At 69.2% G+C, this 13859-nt stretch carries 17 protein-coding genes; 9 read left to right on the top strand and 8 right to left on the bottom strand.

The features are described 5' to 3' along the window. Window positions 1-226: 226 nt before the first annotated feature. Window positions 227-1669 carry a pyruvate kinase gene (gene pyk / locus D893_RS05980; RefSeq protein ID WP_110619362.1) on the top strand — a complete coding sequence of 481 codons (1443 nt, stop codon included), beginning with the start codon at window positions 227-229 and terminating at the stop codon, window positions 1667-1669. Window positions 1670-1904: 235 nt separating this feature from the next. On the opposite strand, the gene D893_RS05985 is transcribed toward pyk, so the two are convergent. Further along, a complete protein-coding gene (locus D893_RS05985) occupies window positions 1905-2297 on the bottom strand; it encodes a helix-turn-helix transcriptional regulator (protein WP_018946494.1) in 393 nt (130 codons plus the stop codon). Next, the gene (locus D893_RS05990) at window positions 2294-2542 is read right to left on the bottom strand and encodes a type II toxin-antitoxin system RelE/ParE family toxin (RefSeq protein ID WP_244263432.1); all 249 of its coding nucleotides are present in this window, start codon (window positions 2540-2542) and stop codon (window positions 2294-2296) included. The genes D893_RS05985 and D893_RS05990 overlap by 4 nt, the downstream gene beginning before the upstream one ends. A 205-nt stretch (window positions 2543-2747) precedes the next feature. Here D893_RS05990 and D893_RS05995 point away from each other — a divergent pair, with 205 nt between their 5' ends. The 5 genes from D893_RS05995 (at window position 2748) to D893_RS06020 (ending at window position 8487) form a co-directional block, all read left to right on the top strand. Beyond that, window positions 2748-5201: an AAA family ATPase gene (locus tag D893_RS05995; protein WP_077244078.1), complete on the top strand. Its 2454-nt coding sequence runs from the start codon at window positions 2748-2750 to the stop codon at window positions 5199-5201. Beyond that, complete coding sequence (locus D893_RS06000) at window positions 5194-6063, top strand: universal stress protein (protein WP_018946497.1); 870 nt, start codon at window positions 5194-5196, stop codon at window positions 6061-6063. The genes D893_RS05995 and D893_RS06000 overlap by 8 nt, the downstream gene beginning before the upstream one ends. 356 nt (window positions 6064-6419) lie before the next feature. After that, on the top strand, window positions 6420-6716 hold the full coding sequence (locus D893_RS06010) for a DUF3817 domain-containing protein (RefSeq protein WP_018946498.1): 297 nt from the start codon (window positions 6420-6422) through the stop codon (window positions 6714-6716). A gap of 26 nt (window positions 6717-6742) precedes the next feature. Further along, window positions 6743-7723: an ATP-binding cassette domain-containing protein gene (locus tag D893_RS06015; protein ID WP_077244079.1), complete on the top strand. Its 981-nt coding sequence runs from the start codon at window positions 6743-6745 to the stop codon at window positions 7721-7723. Next, the gene (locus tag D893_RS06020) at window positions 7720-8487 is read left to right on the top strand and encodes an ABC transporter permease (RefSeq protein WP_024328509.1); all 768 of its coding nucleotides are present in this window, start codon (window positions 7720-7722) and stop codon (window positions 8485-8487) included. Before D893_RS06015 ends, D893_RS06020 begins: the two co-directional genes overlap by 4 nt. A gap of 97 nt (window positions 8488-8584) precedes the next feature. Here the strand turns inward: D893_RS06020 and D893_RS06025 are convergent, their stop codons facing one another. From D893_RS06025 to D893_RS06040, 4 genes are all read right to left on the bottom strand, one after another. Then, on the bottom strand, window positions 8585-9091 hold the full coding sequence (locus D893_RS06025; protein ID WP_018946501.1) for a DsrE family protein: 507 nt from the start codon (window positions 9089-9091) through the stop codon (window positions 8585-8587). A 43-nt stretch (window positions 9092-9134) separates the two neighbouring features. Next, entirely contained in the window at window positions 9135-9641 is a 507-nt protein-coding gene (locus D893_RS06030) for a DsrE family protein (RefSeq protein ID WP_026288918.1), read from the bottom strand. 2 nt (window positions 9642-9643) lie between these two features. Beyond that, window positions 9644-10270: a TetR/AcrR family transcriptional regulator gene (locus D893_RS06035; protein ID WP_018946503.1), complete on the bottom strand. Its 627-nt coding sequence runs from the start codon at window positions 10268-10270 to the stop codon at window positions 9644-9646. Between the two features lie 72 nt (window positions 10271-10342). Beyond that, window positions 10343-10633: an acylphosphatase gene (locus tag D893_RS06040; protein ID WP_110619363.1), complete on the bottom strand. Its 291-nt coding sequence runs from the start codon at window positions 10631-10633 to the stop codon at window positions 10343-10345. 26 nt (window positions 10634-10659) lie between these two features. Here D893_RS06040 and arsC point away from each other — a divergent pair, with 26 nt between their 5' ends. From arsC to D893_RS06055, 3 genes are read left to right on the top strand one after another with little or no spacing between them, the layout of a single operon-like run. Further along, window positions 10660-11022 (top strand): arsenate reductase (glutaredoxin), encoded by a 363-nt coding sequence (arsC, locus tag D893_RS06045; RefSeq protein ID WP_018946505.1) that lies wholly within the window; start codon window positions 10660-10662, stop codon window positions 11020-11022. Then, window positions 11019-11645: an NAD(P)H:quinone oxidoreductase gene (gene wrbA / locus D893_RS06050; RefSeq protein ID WP_018946506.1), complete on the top strand. Its 627-nt coding sequence runs from the start codon at window positions 11019-11021 to the stop codon at window positions 11643-11645. The genes arsC and wrbA overlap by 4 nt, the downstream gene beginning before the upstream one ends. Beyond that, window positions 11642-12022, top strand: a complete 381-nt coding sequence (locus D893_RS06055) for a DUF2069 domain-containing protein (RefSeq protein ID WP_077244082.1) — start codon at window positions 11642-11644, stop codon at window positions 12020-12022. Before wrbA ends, D893_RS06055 begins: the two co-directional genes overlap by 4 nt. Here the strand turns inward: D893_RS06055 and hda are convergent. Further along, the gene (gene hda, locus D893_RS06060; RefSeq protein ID WP_110619364.1) at window positions 11995-12738 is read right to left on the bottom strand and encodes a DnaA regulatory inactivator Hda; all 744 of its coding nucleotides are present in this window, start codon (window positions 12736-12738) and stop codon (window positions 11995-11997) included. The genes D893_RS06055 and hda overlap by 28 nt on opposite strands. Next, a complete protein-coding gene (locus D893_RS06065; protein WP_110619365.1) occupies window positions 12735-13853 on the bottom strand; it encodes an AI-2E family transporter in 1119 nt (372 codons plus the stop codon). The genes hda and D893_RS06065 overlap by 4 nt, the downstream gene beginning before the upstream one ends. Between the last annotated feature and the right edge of the window lie 6 nt (window positions 13854-13859).

Here is a 13859-nt window from a genome sequence, read left to right on the forward strand (position 1 = left end):
TCAGTTCATCGACGGCATCGAGCAGACCGAACCGACCAACGACGAGGAATCCTCCATCACCGACCGGAGCGCCGCCTGAACCAGCGATCACTCATACACCAGACTTGACCATAACTCCCATTGCGAGGCATCCGGGTTCCGGATGGAGGACGCTTGCCGGGCTCGGTGGCGACAGGCTGGCGCGGACGGTTTACTCTCGATAGCAGTGAACAAATAAGGGCCTGCCATGCCGTTGCCCGCGCAGAAGACGAAGATCGTGGCCACCGTCGGGCCGGCGTCCGATTCACCGGAGACGCTGCGGCGGATGATGCAGGCCGGGCTGAACGTGGTCCGGCTGAACTTCTCGCATGGCGATCCCGCCTGTCACGCCGGCCTGATCGCGCAGATCCGCGAAGCGGCGCAGGAGACCGGCACCCGTGTGGCCATCCTCGGGGATCTGCCGGGGCCGAAGATGCGCATTGGCGAGCTGGCCGAGGAGCCGATCGAGCTGGAGCCGGGTCAGGGCATCACGTTGACCACCCGGGAGTGCATCGGGGACGCCTCGCGGGTCAGCGTGTCGTTCTCCGGGTTGCCGGAGGCGGTGCAGCCGGGCGATGCGCTGTTTTTGAACGACGGCTACATCGAGCTGGAGGTGGTGTCGGTCGCCGGGCCCGACGTCAGCTGCCGCGTGCAGACCGGCGGGGAACTGCGCTCGCGCAAGGGGCTGAACCTGCCGGGCATCGATCTCGGGATCCGCGCCTTCACGCTGGACGATCACGAATGGCTGCGGTTTGCGGCGGAACACGGCGTGGATGCGGTGAGCCAGAGCTTCGTGGTCGACGGCGAGGACATCCTGGCGGTGCGCAAGGCCGCGGAGGATCTGGGCTACAACCCATTCATCATCGCCAAGATCGAGCGCGCCGATGCGCTGGAGCAGCTCGACAGCATCCTCGAGACGGCCGACGGCATCATGGTGGCGCGCGGAGACCTGGGGGTGGAGATCCCGATCGCGAGCATCGCGCTGGCCCAGCGCCGCATCACCCGCCGCGCCAACCGACACAACCGCCCGGTGATCACGGCCACGCAGATGCTGGAGTCGATGGTGAACTCGCGCCGGCCCACGCGCGCCGAGGCCACCGACGTGGCCAATGCCATCCTCGGCGGCACCGACTGCGTGATGCTCTCCGGCGAGTCCGCGATGGGGCGCTATCCGGTGGAATCCGTGGCGATGCTGGCGGCCATCGCCCGCTCGATCGAACCGGAACGCGACGCGGCCGCGGGCACCGACCATCCGGATGAACCCGACCTGCCCGAGCAGGAGCGCGCCGCCGACCTGATCGCGCGCAGCGTGTTCCACACCGCGCACCGGAGCCGACCGCAGGTCACGCTGGTGCCCACGCTGAGCGGCGCCACCGCCCGACGCATCGCCGGCCTGGGCCTGCCCTGCTGGATCGCGGCCTTTACGCCGCACCCCGAGACCGCTCAGGGCCTGCAGTTTTCCTACGGCGTACAGTCGGTGGCCGTCGCCGAAGACCGCAGCGACTGGAACGACTTTGCGCGCCAGTGGCTCGCGGAGAACGGCATCAACGAAGGCCTGGCCCTGCTCGTCCAGGGCCCCTCCGAGCCGCACCCCTCGGGCAATCACCGCCTGGAGCTGCTGGAACTGGGTCCGTTCCGCGGGGAAGGCTGATTCCGCTACCGGCCTGAGCGGGCCTCACCGGGCCCGTTTCGCGACGTATCGGCCGGGACAGCGGGGTCCGGAGCGAACGCCCCCGGCTCGGCCCCCGGATCAACCACATCGATCCGGTCGCGTCCGTCGTTCTTGGCCGAGTACAGCGCCCGGTCGGCGCGCCTGAGCAGGGTATCCGCGTTGTCCCCGGATCGGCATTCGGTCAGCGCCGGGGGCCTCCAAAGGCCGCCGTTCCTCAGGGCTCTACCGGGAGCAGATCCTCGATGTCGACCTCGAGGATAGCGGCGATGCGACGCATGGCATCCACGGAACCGGACTTGCTACCGGCTTCCAGTTGGGAGATGTAGGACTTGCCCACCCCCGCCGCCGTCGCCAGCGACTCCTGCGTCAACCCACGATGTTCACGCCAGACGCGCATCGGGTGCTCGTCCCCGGCCAGAAGCCGCTGCGCAACCGCCTCCGGCACAACCTCGTCCTCGCCACGCTCCAGCTCGACCATGGCGCGGTCGAAAGTCCGGATGTCCTCGGCCTTTTCGGCGCTCGCCACCAGGCGCTCATAGGTGTCGATGGGGACCACGGCATATTCGGGTTTGCCGTCGCGTTCGATGATCTGAACCGCTTCACTCATTTGTAGATGCCTCCTCGTGCGCCTGCGTCCAACACCAGAATGACCAGATCGTCATCCTGCCGACGAAACAGAACCCTCCACCGGCCGATGCGCAGACGATAACCTTCGCGCCCCTGCAGTGGTCTGACATCCAGTCCCGGTTCGTCCGGGTCCCGTGCCAGCCGGCTCAGCGCCCCGGTCACGCGCTGGCGCTCTCCACGCGGCATCCGCGCCAGGCACTTGAGTGCCGACTTCTTGTAGTTCAACCGGCACACGAAGAAGAGTGTAGAAAAAGGTTTACCAACAGGCAACATAACGAATGACCCGTCCCGGGCATCCATCCGAACCAGGGGCACCCCGGCATGCTGATCCCGGCTTCGGGAACGCGGCCCGGCAACCCCGGGGCACAGGTCTTTGTCGCCGGGGCGCGTATCCGGCTATGGTCCGGGGTACGGATCAAGGAGAGCTGGCATGACCCGACCGACACCCCTGGACGCGGAACGGACCTACCATCGCTGCCCGCCGGAGCAGCTCGAGTTCGACACCACCGAAGAGCTGGAAGAACTGGAACTCCCCTGCGGCCAGGACCGGCTGCTGCGCGCGCTGGAATTCGGTGCGGGCATGCGCAGCGCGGGTTTCAACCTGTTCGTGCTCGGCCCCGAGGGCAGCGACCGGCACGACCTGGTGCGCCGTTTTCTCGCCCGCCGCGCGGCCAGCGAGGCGGTCCCGCCGGACTGGTGCCATGTCTTTAATTTCGACCGGCCGGAACGCCCCCACGCGATTCGCCTGCCGGCCGGCGAAGGACGTCAACTGCGCGATGATCTCGAGAACCTGGTCGAGGAGATGCGCACCAGCATCCCTGCCGCCTTCGAGAGCGACGAATACCAGGGGCGGCTGCGGGAACTGCAGGAGGAGATGTCCGAACGCCAGAACGAGGGCGTCCGCGAGGTCCAGGAAGAGGCCAACAAGCACGACATCGAGCTGGTCAGCACCCCCAGCGGCTTCACCTTCGCACCCGTGCGTGACGGCGAGGTCCTGGACCCCGAGGAATACGAAAAGCTGCCAGAGGAAGAACGCGAGCGCATCGAGCAGAAGGCCGAGGAGCTGCAGAAACAGCTGCAGCAGGCCATCCAGCAGGTGCCCCGCCTGCGCAAGGAACTGCGGGAGAAGGTCCACTCGCTGAACGAGGAGATGGTGCAGCTGACCCTCGGCGATCCGATTCACGATCTGAAGGAGAAGTGGGCGCACCTGCCACGCGTGGCGGAACAGCTCGACGCCATCCACGGCCACGTGGTGGAACACGCGGAGATCTTCCGCGGCGGCCACGACGAACACGGCGGGCAGGATGAGCAGAGCGGGCAGGATCACGCGCCCCCGGAAGCGATGCTGGCCCGCTTTCGCGCCAACCTGCTGGTGGACCATGCGGAAACCGAAGGGGCGCCGGTGATCTACGAGGATCTGCCCAATCACCAGCATCTGACCGGCCAGATTGAACACCACGTGCACAACGGCGCGCTGTACACCGACTTCTCGCTGATCCGCGCCGGTGCGCTGCACCATGCCAGCGGCGGCTACCTGATCCTCGACGCCCGGCGAGTGCTGATGCAGCCAATGGCGTGGGACAGCCTGAAGCGCGTGCTGTTCTCCGGCGAGATCCGCATCGAATCACTGGAGCGGCTCTACGGCCTGGTCAGCACGGTCAGCCTGGAACCCGAGCCGGTCCCGGTATCGCCCAAGGTGGTGCTGGTGGGCGACCGCCTGCTGTACTACCTGCTGTCGCATTACGACCCGGACTTCGCCGAGCTGTTCAAGGTCGAGGCCGACTTCGAGGACGACCTCGAGCGCGACGAGGCCGGTTACGCCCTGTACGCGCGCATGCTCGCCAGCATGGCGCGGCGCGACGAGCTGCGCCCGCTGGACCGCGGCGCCGTGGCCCGCACCATCGAACACGCCAGCCGTCTGGCCGGGGATCAGACGAAACTCACCGCTCACGACCGCACCCTGCGCGACCTGCTGATGGAGGCCGACCACTGGGCGCGTCAGGCAGAGGCCGAAACCATCGGCGCCGCCCACATCGAACGCGCGATCGAGGAACGCATCGAGCGTTCGGCACGCGTGCAGCGGCGCAGCCTGGAACAGATCCGCCGCGGCACGGTGATGATCGCCACGGAAGGCACGCAGACGGCCCAGGTCAACGGGCTGTCCGTGATGCAGCTGGGCAGCCACCTGTTCGGACGCCCGATGCGCATCACCGCGACCGCGCGGCCGGGCAAGGGCCAGGTCATCGACATCGAGCGCGAGGCCAGACTGGCCGGGCCGATCCACAGCAAGAGCGTGATGATCCTTTCACGCTTTCTCGCCAGCCGTTACACCGGGGATGCGGAGCTGTCGCTGTCGGCCAGCCTCGCCTTCGAACAGTCCTACGGCGGGATCGAGGGCGATTCCGCCTCGGTGGCCGAGATCTGTGCCCTGCTGTCGGCCATCGCACGGATCCCGCTGAAGCAGGCGCTGGCGGTGACCGGCTCGGTCAACCAGCACGGCGAAGTCCAGGCCGTCGGCGGGGTCAACGAAAAGATCGAGGGGTTCTTCGATGTCTGTCGGGAAGCGGGCGAGATGAACGGCCACGGCGTGCTCATCCCCGCCAGCAACGTCGAGCACCTGATGCTGCGGCGCGACGTGCGCGAAGCCGTGGCCGCCGGCCACTTCCGCGTGTACCCGCTACGCACGGTAGACGACGCCATTGGCCTGCTCACCGAGATGTCCCCCGGGGAAGCGGACGCCGATGGCGAGTTCCCGGCGGAGAGCTTCAACCGTGCGGTCGCCGACCGGCTGGCGACCTTCGCCCGCCTTGCGCGGCATCGCCGGCACGACGACGCGGGCGCCGAGGACGCCGGACCCGTTCCTCGGGCCGAGGACGATGACTGACCCCGCGGGCACCCAGCCGCTCCCGTCGGCGGAGGCCGGGCGCATCCTGGTCCTGCTCGACGCCTCGCACGCCAGCCAGGCCGCGCTCGAGGCCGCGGCGACCCTGGCCGCCACGCTGCAGGGCGAGCTGCAGGCGATCTTTGTCGAGGAGGCCGATCTGCTGCGCAGCGCCGCCTACCCCTTCACCCGCGAGATCGGTTCGCTCTCCGGGCAGCCGCGGCCACTGGAAACCGGGCTGCTGGAAACCCGCCTGCGGCGCCGCGCCGCCCACCTCCGCCGTGCGGCCGAACAGGCCGCCGCGCGTGCAAGGATCCACTGCTCGCTCGAGGTCCGCCGCGGATCGGTGCGCCGCGAGGTGCTTGCGCTGACCACCCCGGGTGATTTCCTCGTGCTGGGCAAGATCGGATGGTCGGCCGCGACCGGCAGCCGCCTGGGCTCCACCGCGCGCAGCCTGGTCCATGAAGCCCCGGGACGGGTCCACCTCACCGGAACCCGGCCGACACGCCCCGACAGCCCGGTCCTGGTGGTGGTCGATGCCCCGGAGACCGCGCACGAAGCGCTCGTCTTCGCCCGCGCCCGGGCCCGCCAGCAAAGGCGCCCCCTGACCGTGCTGCTCGTCCCGCTGGACGACCCCGACGCCGCGCGGGAGCGGGACCGGGCCCTGAGCGAATGGGTGGCGACCGACGACCCTCCGGTGCGGGTTCGCTCGCTGCGCTCGAGCGCTCCCCGCGAGCTGCTCCGCACACTGGAACGTCAGCCGGCGGCCGAAGTGGTGCTCGGCCGCCGCAGCCCGCTGCTGGCCGGCCCGCAGGGCGACGCCCTGCTCGGCGCCCTCGAGCCCCCGGTCACCATCACCCCCTAAGGGAAACACTGATCCATGTACACGCTCGCGTTGGTGCCCCGGGTTTTCCGAGACAAGGCGCGTCGTGCAGTGGGTAGTGGTTCTACCCGCAAGCGGCGCAACGCCGGATCGGGGAACCCGGGGCCCAACCCCGTAGGGGCTCGGCCGCTTTTGCGCGCGCACGGCGTTGCGGCTTCCTTGTGCAGAATGACTGCACGGCGGTCGCCGCGCCTTGTTCGCACGCAAAAGCGACTCAAGCGCGAGCGTGTACATGGATCAGTGTTTCCCTTAGGGCTGCGTCAGGCACCGGGAATGCCGCCAACGGGGCGCCCGCGTGCTACCCTTCGCGGCCGTTTCACCAGCGATACCGGAAGGCCATGAAATACTTTCGCGCGATCAGCGTGATCGAGGGTATCTCCCTGATCACGCTGCTGTTTGTCGCCATGCCGCTGCGCACCTACGCGGACATGCACATGGCGGTCACCTGGGTCGGCTGGATCCATGGCATCCTGTTCCTGATCTATGCGGCCGCCACCGTGGTGGCCAGCCACATGCGCGGCTGGTCGGTTCTGAAGTGGCTGCTGGTGCTGATCATGGGCGTGGTGCCCTTCGGGTTCCTGTACGTGGACTGGATGATCCGGCGCGAGCTGACGCGCGAGCTGCAGCACGCCTGACCGTCCGCGCGCGAGCGGAGGTGAGCGTGGACAACACCATCGAAGTGGAAGGCCTGGTCCGGGATTTCGCCGGCACCCGCGCGGTGGACGAGGTCAGCCTGCAGGTCCCCGCCGGCCATGTACTCGGGCTGCTGGGCCCGAACGGCGCCGGCAAGACCACCACGGTGCGCATGCTGGCGACCCTGCTCTCGCCCACCGCCGGTCGCGCGCGGGTCGGCGGCCTCGATGTCGTCGACGAGGCGGCGCGGGTGCGCGAGATCATCGGCCTGACCGGCCAGTACGCATCGGTGGACGAGAAGCTGACCGGGCGCGAGAACCTGATCCTGATCGCCCGCCTGCTGGGCATGAAACGCGCCGCGGCCCGGGCCCGCGCCGACGAGCTGCTGGCCGACTTCTCCCTGCGGGACGCCGGGCACCGCCCGGTGCAGACCTATTCCGGCGGCATGCGCCGGCGGCTGGATCTGGCGGCCAGCCTGGTCGGCCGCCCGCGCATCCTGTTCCTCGACGAACCTTCCACCGGACTGGACCCGCGTGCCCGCCGCGACCTGTGGGCGCGGGTACGCCGGCTGCAGGACGCGGGCACCACGGTGCTGCTGACCACCCAGTACCTCGAGGAGGCCGATGCACTGGCCGATTCCATCGTGGTGCTGGATCAGGGCCGCGTAATCGCCGAGGGCACGGCCGCGGAGCTGAAGGCCCGGGTCGGCACGCGCACGCTGTTCCTGCGCCTGGCGCGGGCGGACCAGGCGGATGCGGCCGCCCGCCAGGTGGCCGCCCTCACCGGCAGCGACCCGCATGTGGAAGGCGAGACCCTCAGCGCACCGGTGGCCGAGGCCTCGCTGCTGCCGGCGGTGCTGCGCGAACTGGATGCCACCGGGATCGAGGTCGCGGAGCTGGGCCTGCGCAGCGCCAGCCTGGACGACGTGTTCCTTACACTCACCGGGCAGACCGGCAGCACCGACGCGCCGGCCGATGCCGCCGGGGACAGCGGGGAGGATGCCGCATGAATGCCCTCGACCAGACCCTCGCGCTGGCCTGGCGCAGCCTGGTGCAGGTGCGCCGCAATCCGTGGGAGCTGGGGGATTACTCCATCCAGCCGATCCTGTTCCTGGTGCTGTTCCTGTTCGTGTTCGGCGGGGCCATCGCCGGCTCGCCGGATGACTACCTCGCCTTCGTACTGCCGGGCGTGATCGTGATGAACATGCTGTTCGTCACGGTGTATGTGGGCCACGGCCTCAACACCGACCTGACCCGCGGGGTGTTCGACCGCTTCCGCGCCCTGCCCATCCCGCGCTGGGCGCCGCTGGCCGGCCGCATCCTCGCGGACGTAGTGAAGCAGGTGCTGTGCATCGCCCTGCTGCTGATCGTGGGCTACCTGCTGGGCTTCCGCCTGGCCACCTCCTTCGGCCATCTGCTCGTCATGGTGCTGCTGGTGCTCACCTTCGCGGTGGCGTTCTCCTGGGTGATGGTGCTGGTCGGCGTGCTCGCGCGCGACCCGGAACACGTGCAGCTGTTCGGCTTCACCGCGCTGTTCCCGGTCACCTTCGTCAGCTCGGCGTTTGTCCCGGTGGAGACCATGCCCGAGTGGCTGCAGGGCTTCGTCCAGGCCAACCCGGTGTCGCTGCTGACCGAGGCCGCGCGCGGGCTGATGAACGACGACGGAGCGGTCGCGGCCCCGGCGCTGGCATCGCTGGCCTGGGCGGCGGGGATCGCGGCGGTGTTCGCGCCGTTATCCGTATGGGTGCTCAACCGCCGGCTGGCGCGCGGCTGAGCCCCGGCGGGCGCTACGCCCGCAGGTGGCCGGACACAAAAAAGGCCGCCGCACGGATGCGACGGCCCAAAGGCCCCGTGTGATGGGGTGTGCGGGTTCAGTAGACGGGTACCAGCGCGTAGCCCTGGTTCTGGTAGCCCATCACCGCGATGAATCCGCTGCGAACCGGCTTGATCGGCTCCAGGATGGTGTCGTTGTCCACGCCGTAGGCGCGGGTGGCGGCCGAGCAGACTTCCATCTGCACGCCCAGCTCATCCAGCCGGTCCACCGCCTTAGCAATCTCCTCCAGGGTCTCCGCGTGGTCGATGTCGACCTCCGGCTCCGGATCGGTGGTGATGAACTTGACCGCCTCGGCGATGAACACCATGCGCAGGTCGGGCTCCACGCCCTCCTTGAGCAGGTTCTCGTGGTTGGTGGCAATGCCGCGCAGGTACGCCAGCATCACGTCCGGATCGGACTTGCGCATGTCGTAGACCGCCCGCATGGTCTCGATCCCCTGCGTGGCCTCACGGTTGTCCAGGCCCTCTTCGTCGGCGGCCGCCGGCACGGCCAGACCGAGCGGCAGGACGCAGGCGAAAAAGATGCTCAGTATCGTTTTTTTCATGTGGTCTCCTCCTCCTGGTGGTTTTCCGGTTCTCTTCCCGGGGTCAGTAGATCGGGATCACCGCATAGCCCTGCGCCTGATACCCGGTCAGCGACACGAAAGTATTGCGCACCGGCTCGATGCCGGGGAGCAGCTCGCCGTGATCCACGCCGAACAGGCGCGTGGCCACCGAACAGGCCTCCATCCGCACGCCCTTCTCGCGCAGCGCGGCGATGTGTTCCTCGATCGCGTCCAGATGCTCGAACTGCGTCAGTTCGAACCGCTCGCGGTCCTCGCTGACCATGGTCACCGCCAGCCCGCGGAAGGCGAGGATCATGTCCGGCTCCACGCCCTGGTCGGTGAAGTCCTCGTGGGTCTCGCGGATCACCGTCAGGTAAAGCGCCAGCCCCTCGGGGTCGCTGTTGTTGAGATCGAACACCACGCGCCCGGTTTCGACGCCCTCCAGCGCCTTCGCGTCGGTGGGTTCAGCGCCGGCTTCGGCGGCGGACACCGCCAGCATTGGCCAGGCGGCCAGCGCCAGCAGCAACGGCAGTACGGCCATTCTTTTCATCATCATGCGTTCTCCCGGGTGGTGTTGCGAGGCGGATCCATCGCAATCGCCCGCCATGCCGCCTCCTGCATGTCGGGCAAAAAGTCGGACAGGGGCCGGTCCAGCACGCCATCGAGGTACAGGTGCAGCAGGCGGATGGCTCCACCGAAGGCCACGGTGGCCGCCACCGGCACCTCCATCGGCCGCAGCTCGCCGGCCGCCATGCCCTGCTCGATGCATTCGCGCATGCGCTGGAACGGCTGCGACGAACACACCGGCGGTTCATCCGGCAGGAACTCCCGGTGCCGCGACTCCAGCACGAAGCGCATGGTTTGCGGGGCCTGTGCGGTGGTCTCGAACAGAAAGGCGATGATCCCGTCGCAGCGCGTGCGGCAGTCCTGACTCTCCTCCATCACCTGCTGCAGCCCGGCGTCCATGCGCTGCAGCAGGTCGTCGTACAGCGCCTTGGCCAGGGCCTCCTTGTTGCCGAAGTGGTGATAGATCGAACCAATCGACACCCCGGCCTGGCGGCGGATGTCGTGGATGGAGGTATTGAAATAGCCGTCGGTGCTGAAGCGCTCCAGCGCAGTGTCCAGAACCAGCTTGCGCAGGGTCTCCCCGCGTACGACCTTTCCGGGACTGGCAGTCATCGACGCCTCACTAAAACGAACGTTCGTTCTAATCTACACCCGCAATGCGTCGGGGGAAAGACCCGACCCGGCTCAGCCGGTGGTGAACCGCTCCGGCGGCGGCTGCGGGATCGGAACGTCCTCGACCTGCAGATCGTCCACCCGGGCCTGGCGCGGGCCCTCCTGCAGCCACGTCCCGAGCCGGTCGAGGGCCTCGGGCGAGCCCACCGCCAGCACCTCCACGTTGCCGTCGGGGAGATTGCGGGCATGGCCGGTCAGGCCCAGCGGGCGCGCCTGTTTCTGCGTGGAGGCGCGGAAGAACACGCCCTGCACCCGGCCGCTGACACGCCAGCGGCGGGCCCGGTTATCATTGGCCTCAGTCATGAATCCTTCACCTCCGGAGTCCGTGCATGTCCGAATCGCCACGCCCTACGCTGTACCACAACCCGCGCTGCAGCAAGTCCCGCGCCGCGCTGGCCCTGCTGCGTGAACGCGACATCGAGCCGGAGATCGTCGAATACCTGAAGACCCCGCCGGACGCGGACACCCTGCGCACGATCCTCGAGCGTCTGGAAGTGCGCCCGCGCGAGCTGCTGCGCACCGGCGAGGCCGAATACCGCGAACTGGGCCTGAAGGACGCCGAGCTGGACGACGAGGCGCTGATCCGGACCATGGTCGAACACCCGAAACTGATCGAGCGCCCGATCCTGGTCCACGGTGACGCCGCACGCATCGGCCGGCCGCCCGAACAGATCCTGGAGATCCTGCCGTGAGCGCCGCCGTGGAAGTCCTGGTGCTGTACTACAGCCGCTACGGCGCCACTGCCGAACTGGCGCGCCACGTGGCCACCGGCGTGGAGCAGTCCGGGGCCACCGCCCGGGTACGCACGGTCCCGCCGGTGACCACCGGCACCCCCGGCGACACCCCGGCGGTGCCCGACAGCGGCCCGCCCTGGGCCGAGACCCGCGATCTGGAAGAATGCGCCGGGCTGGTGCTGGGCTCGCCGACCCGCTTCGGCAACATGGCCGCGCCGCTCAAGCACTTCCTCGATGGCACCAGCGGGCTGTGGGCCAGCGGAGGCCTGGTGGACCGCCCGTTCGGGGTGTTCACCAGCACCGCCACCCAGCACGGCGGTCAGGAGACCACCCTGCTGACCATGGCCCTGCCGCTGATCCATCAGGGCATGCTGTGGGCCGGCGTGCCGTACACCGTGCCGGAACTCTCCACGACCACCACCGGCGGCACGCCCTACGGCGCCAGCCACGTGGCCGGGGAACGCGGCGAGGCGCCGGTCTCGCGCGAGGAGCAGCGCATCGCCAGCGCGCTGGGCGAGCGCGTGGGGCGGCTGGCGCAGCGGCTTCAGGCCGCAGAGGGCCAGGGAGGCGGCAAGGCATGAACCTCGTGGCCCTGTTCCGCTGGATGGCCCTGATCGGCTGGTTCGGCCTGTTCGCCACCCTGCTGGCGTTCACCGGCTGGCTGCAGCCGCCGGAGGCCCTGCCGCGCGCCCTCGCCCTGGCGATCCTGCTGGTGCCGCTGCTGTTCCCGCTGCGCGGGATCCTGCATGCGCGCCGCTACACCCATGCCTGGGCCAGTCTGTTGGCGCTGGCCTACATCACCCTCGGGATCACGCTGGCGTCGGTCGCCAGCGACCGTCTCTACGGTGCGCTGGTCACGGGCTTCAGCCTGGCCTGGTTCGCCGGCTGCCTGCTGTTCGTGAAGCTGGACGCGCGCCGCGCCCGCGCGGCTCAGTCGGCGGCCGAACGCGCCAGCTGATCGCGCACGAAGGGGATGGTCAGGCGGCGCTGTTCGGCCAGCGCCGCCAGGTCCAGGCGTTCCAGCAGGGCCAGCAGCGCGGCAACATCCCGCCGGTGGTGGCGCAGCACATAGGCGGCCACCGCATCCGGCATCTCCAGGCCGCGCCGCCGGGCGCGGTCCACCAGGATGCGCCGTAGATCCTCCTCCTCCGGGGGCTGCAGGCGGAATACCGGCCCCCAGCCCAGGCGGGAGCTCAGATCCGGCAGGGTCGCGCCCATGTCGTCCGGCGGCTCCGGCGCCGCCAGCAGCACCCGGCAGCCAGCATCGCGCAGACGGTTGAGCAGGCCGAACAGCGCCTCGTCCCAGGCCGGCGAACCGACCACCGCCGCAAGGTCATCCAGCGCCACCAGCCCTGCACGCTCCAGCCCGTCCAGCACCGCCGCGGGGGGCGCCGTGGCCAGTTCCGCCAGCGGCAGGTAGGCGGCCCGGTCGCCGCGTTCATGCGCCACGTGGCAGGCCGCCTGCAGCAGGTGGGTCTTGCCGGTCGCGCCCGGCCCGTGCAGATAGACCTGCGGCTGACTCAGCCCGGCGTTGCGCCCCAGGCTCTCGACGGTGTCGCGCGCGATCCGATTGGCCTCGGCGTGGTATTCCACAAAGCGCGATGCATCGCGCAGCCGCAGGTCCAGCGGGAGCTGGGCCACGTCGGTGTCGACGCTGGCAGGATCTCGGGTCACGGGTCGGCATCCCCTCCGGGGGCGGGCTGATTGAGCGCGCGATAATGCGCCAGCGCGTGGCGCACCGCAACGGCCAGCACCGCCGCCACCGGCAGGGCCAGCAGCACCCCCACGAACCCGAACAGCTGCCCCCCGGCCAGCACGGCGAAGATCACCGCCACCGGGTGCAGCCCGGTGCGGTCCCCCACCAGCCACGGGGTCAGCCAGACCGATTCGAGGACCTGCGCCACCGCGAAAATCGCCCAGACGACCAGCAGCAGGACCCAGCCGTCGCCAGCGAACAGCACTGCAGCGCTGGCCAGGGTAATACCAACGATCACGCCCACATACGGGATGAAACTCACCACACCCGCGATCACGCCGATGGCCAGCCCCAGCTCCACGCCCACCAGCGACAGGGCCACCGCATAGAACAGGCCCAGCGAAACCATCACCAGCAGCTGCCCGCGCAGGAACGCACCCAGCACTTCGTCGGATTCGCGCGCGAAAGTCTCCACCGACGGGCGCCAGGCCAGCGGCAGCAGGTCGTGCAGGCCGTCGATCAGGCGCGGCCAGTCGCGCAGCAGATAGAAGCTCACCACCGGGATCAGCACCAGGTTGAGCACGCCCATCACCAGCGCGGTGGTGGAACTGCCGATCCAGTGCAGCGCGCCGCCGGCCAGGCCGCCCGCCTCCTGCCAGTGGCGCGCCACCATGTCCTGCACCGCCTGCGGATCCAGCGCCGGGATGCCGTCGCCGACATGCCGCTCCAGCCATGGCCGTGCCTGCTGGTCGAACCAGGCCATGATCTCCGGCAGGAACAGGAACAGGCGCTCCAGCTGGGCGGCCACCAGCGGGATCAGGACCAGCACCACCGCCGCCAGCAGCAGCATCACCAGCAGGGAGATGACCAGCGTGGCCACCGTGCGCGAGGTATTCAAACGCACCCCCAGGCGGGTCACCAGCGGGTTGAACAGGTAACCCACCAGCAGCGCGACCAGAAATGGCATGAGAATGGGCGCCAGCAGATACAGCGCGCCGGCCACGACCAGCAGCCCCAGCAGGGCGGCCACGGTGGCGGCGGATACGTTCCCCGGGACCGGGCCACCGGGGGGCAGGGTTTCTGTGGCGCTCATCGGATC

The sequence above is a fragment of the Thioalkalivibrio sp. ALE21 genome, from assembly GCF_003208255.1.
Lineage (GTDB): Bacteria > Pseudomonadota > Gammaproteobacteria > Ectothiorhodospirales > Ectothiorhodospiraceae > Thioalkalivibrio > Thioalkalivibrio halophilus.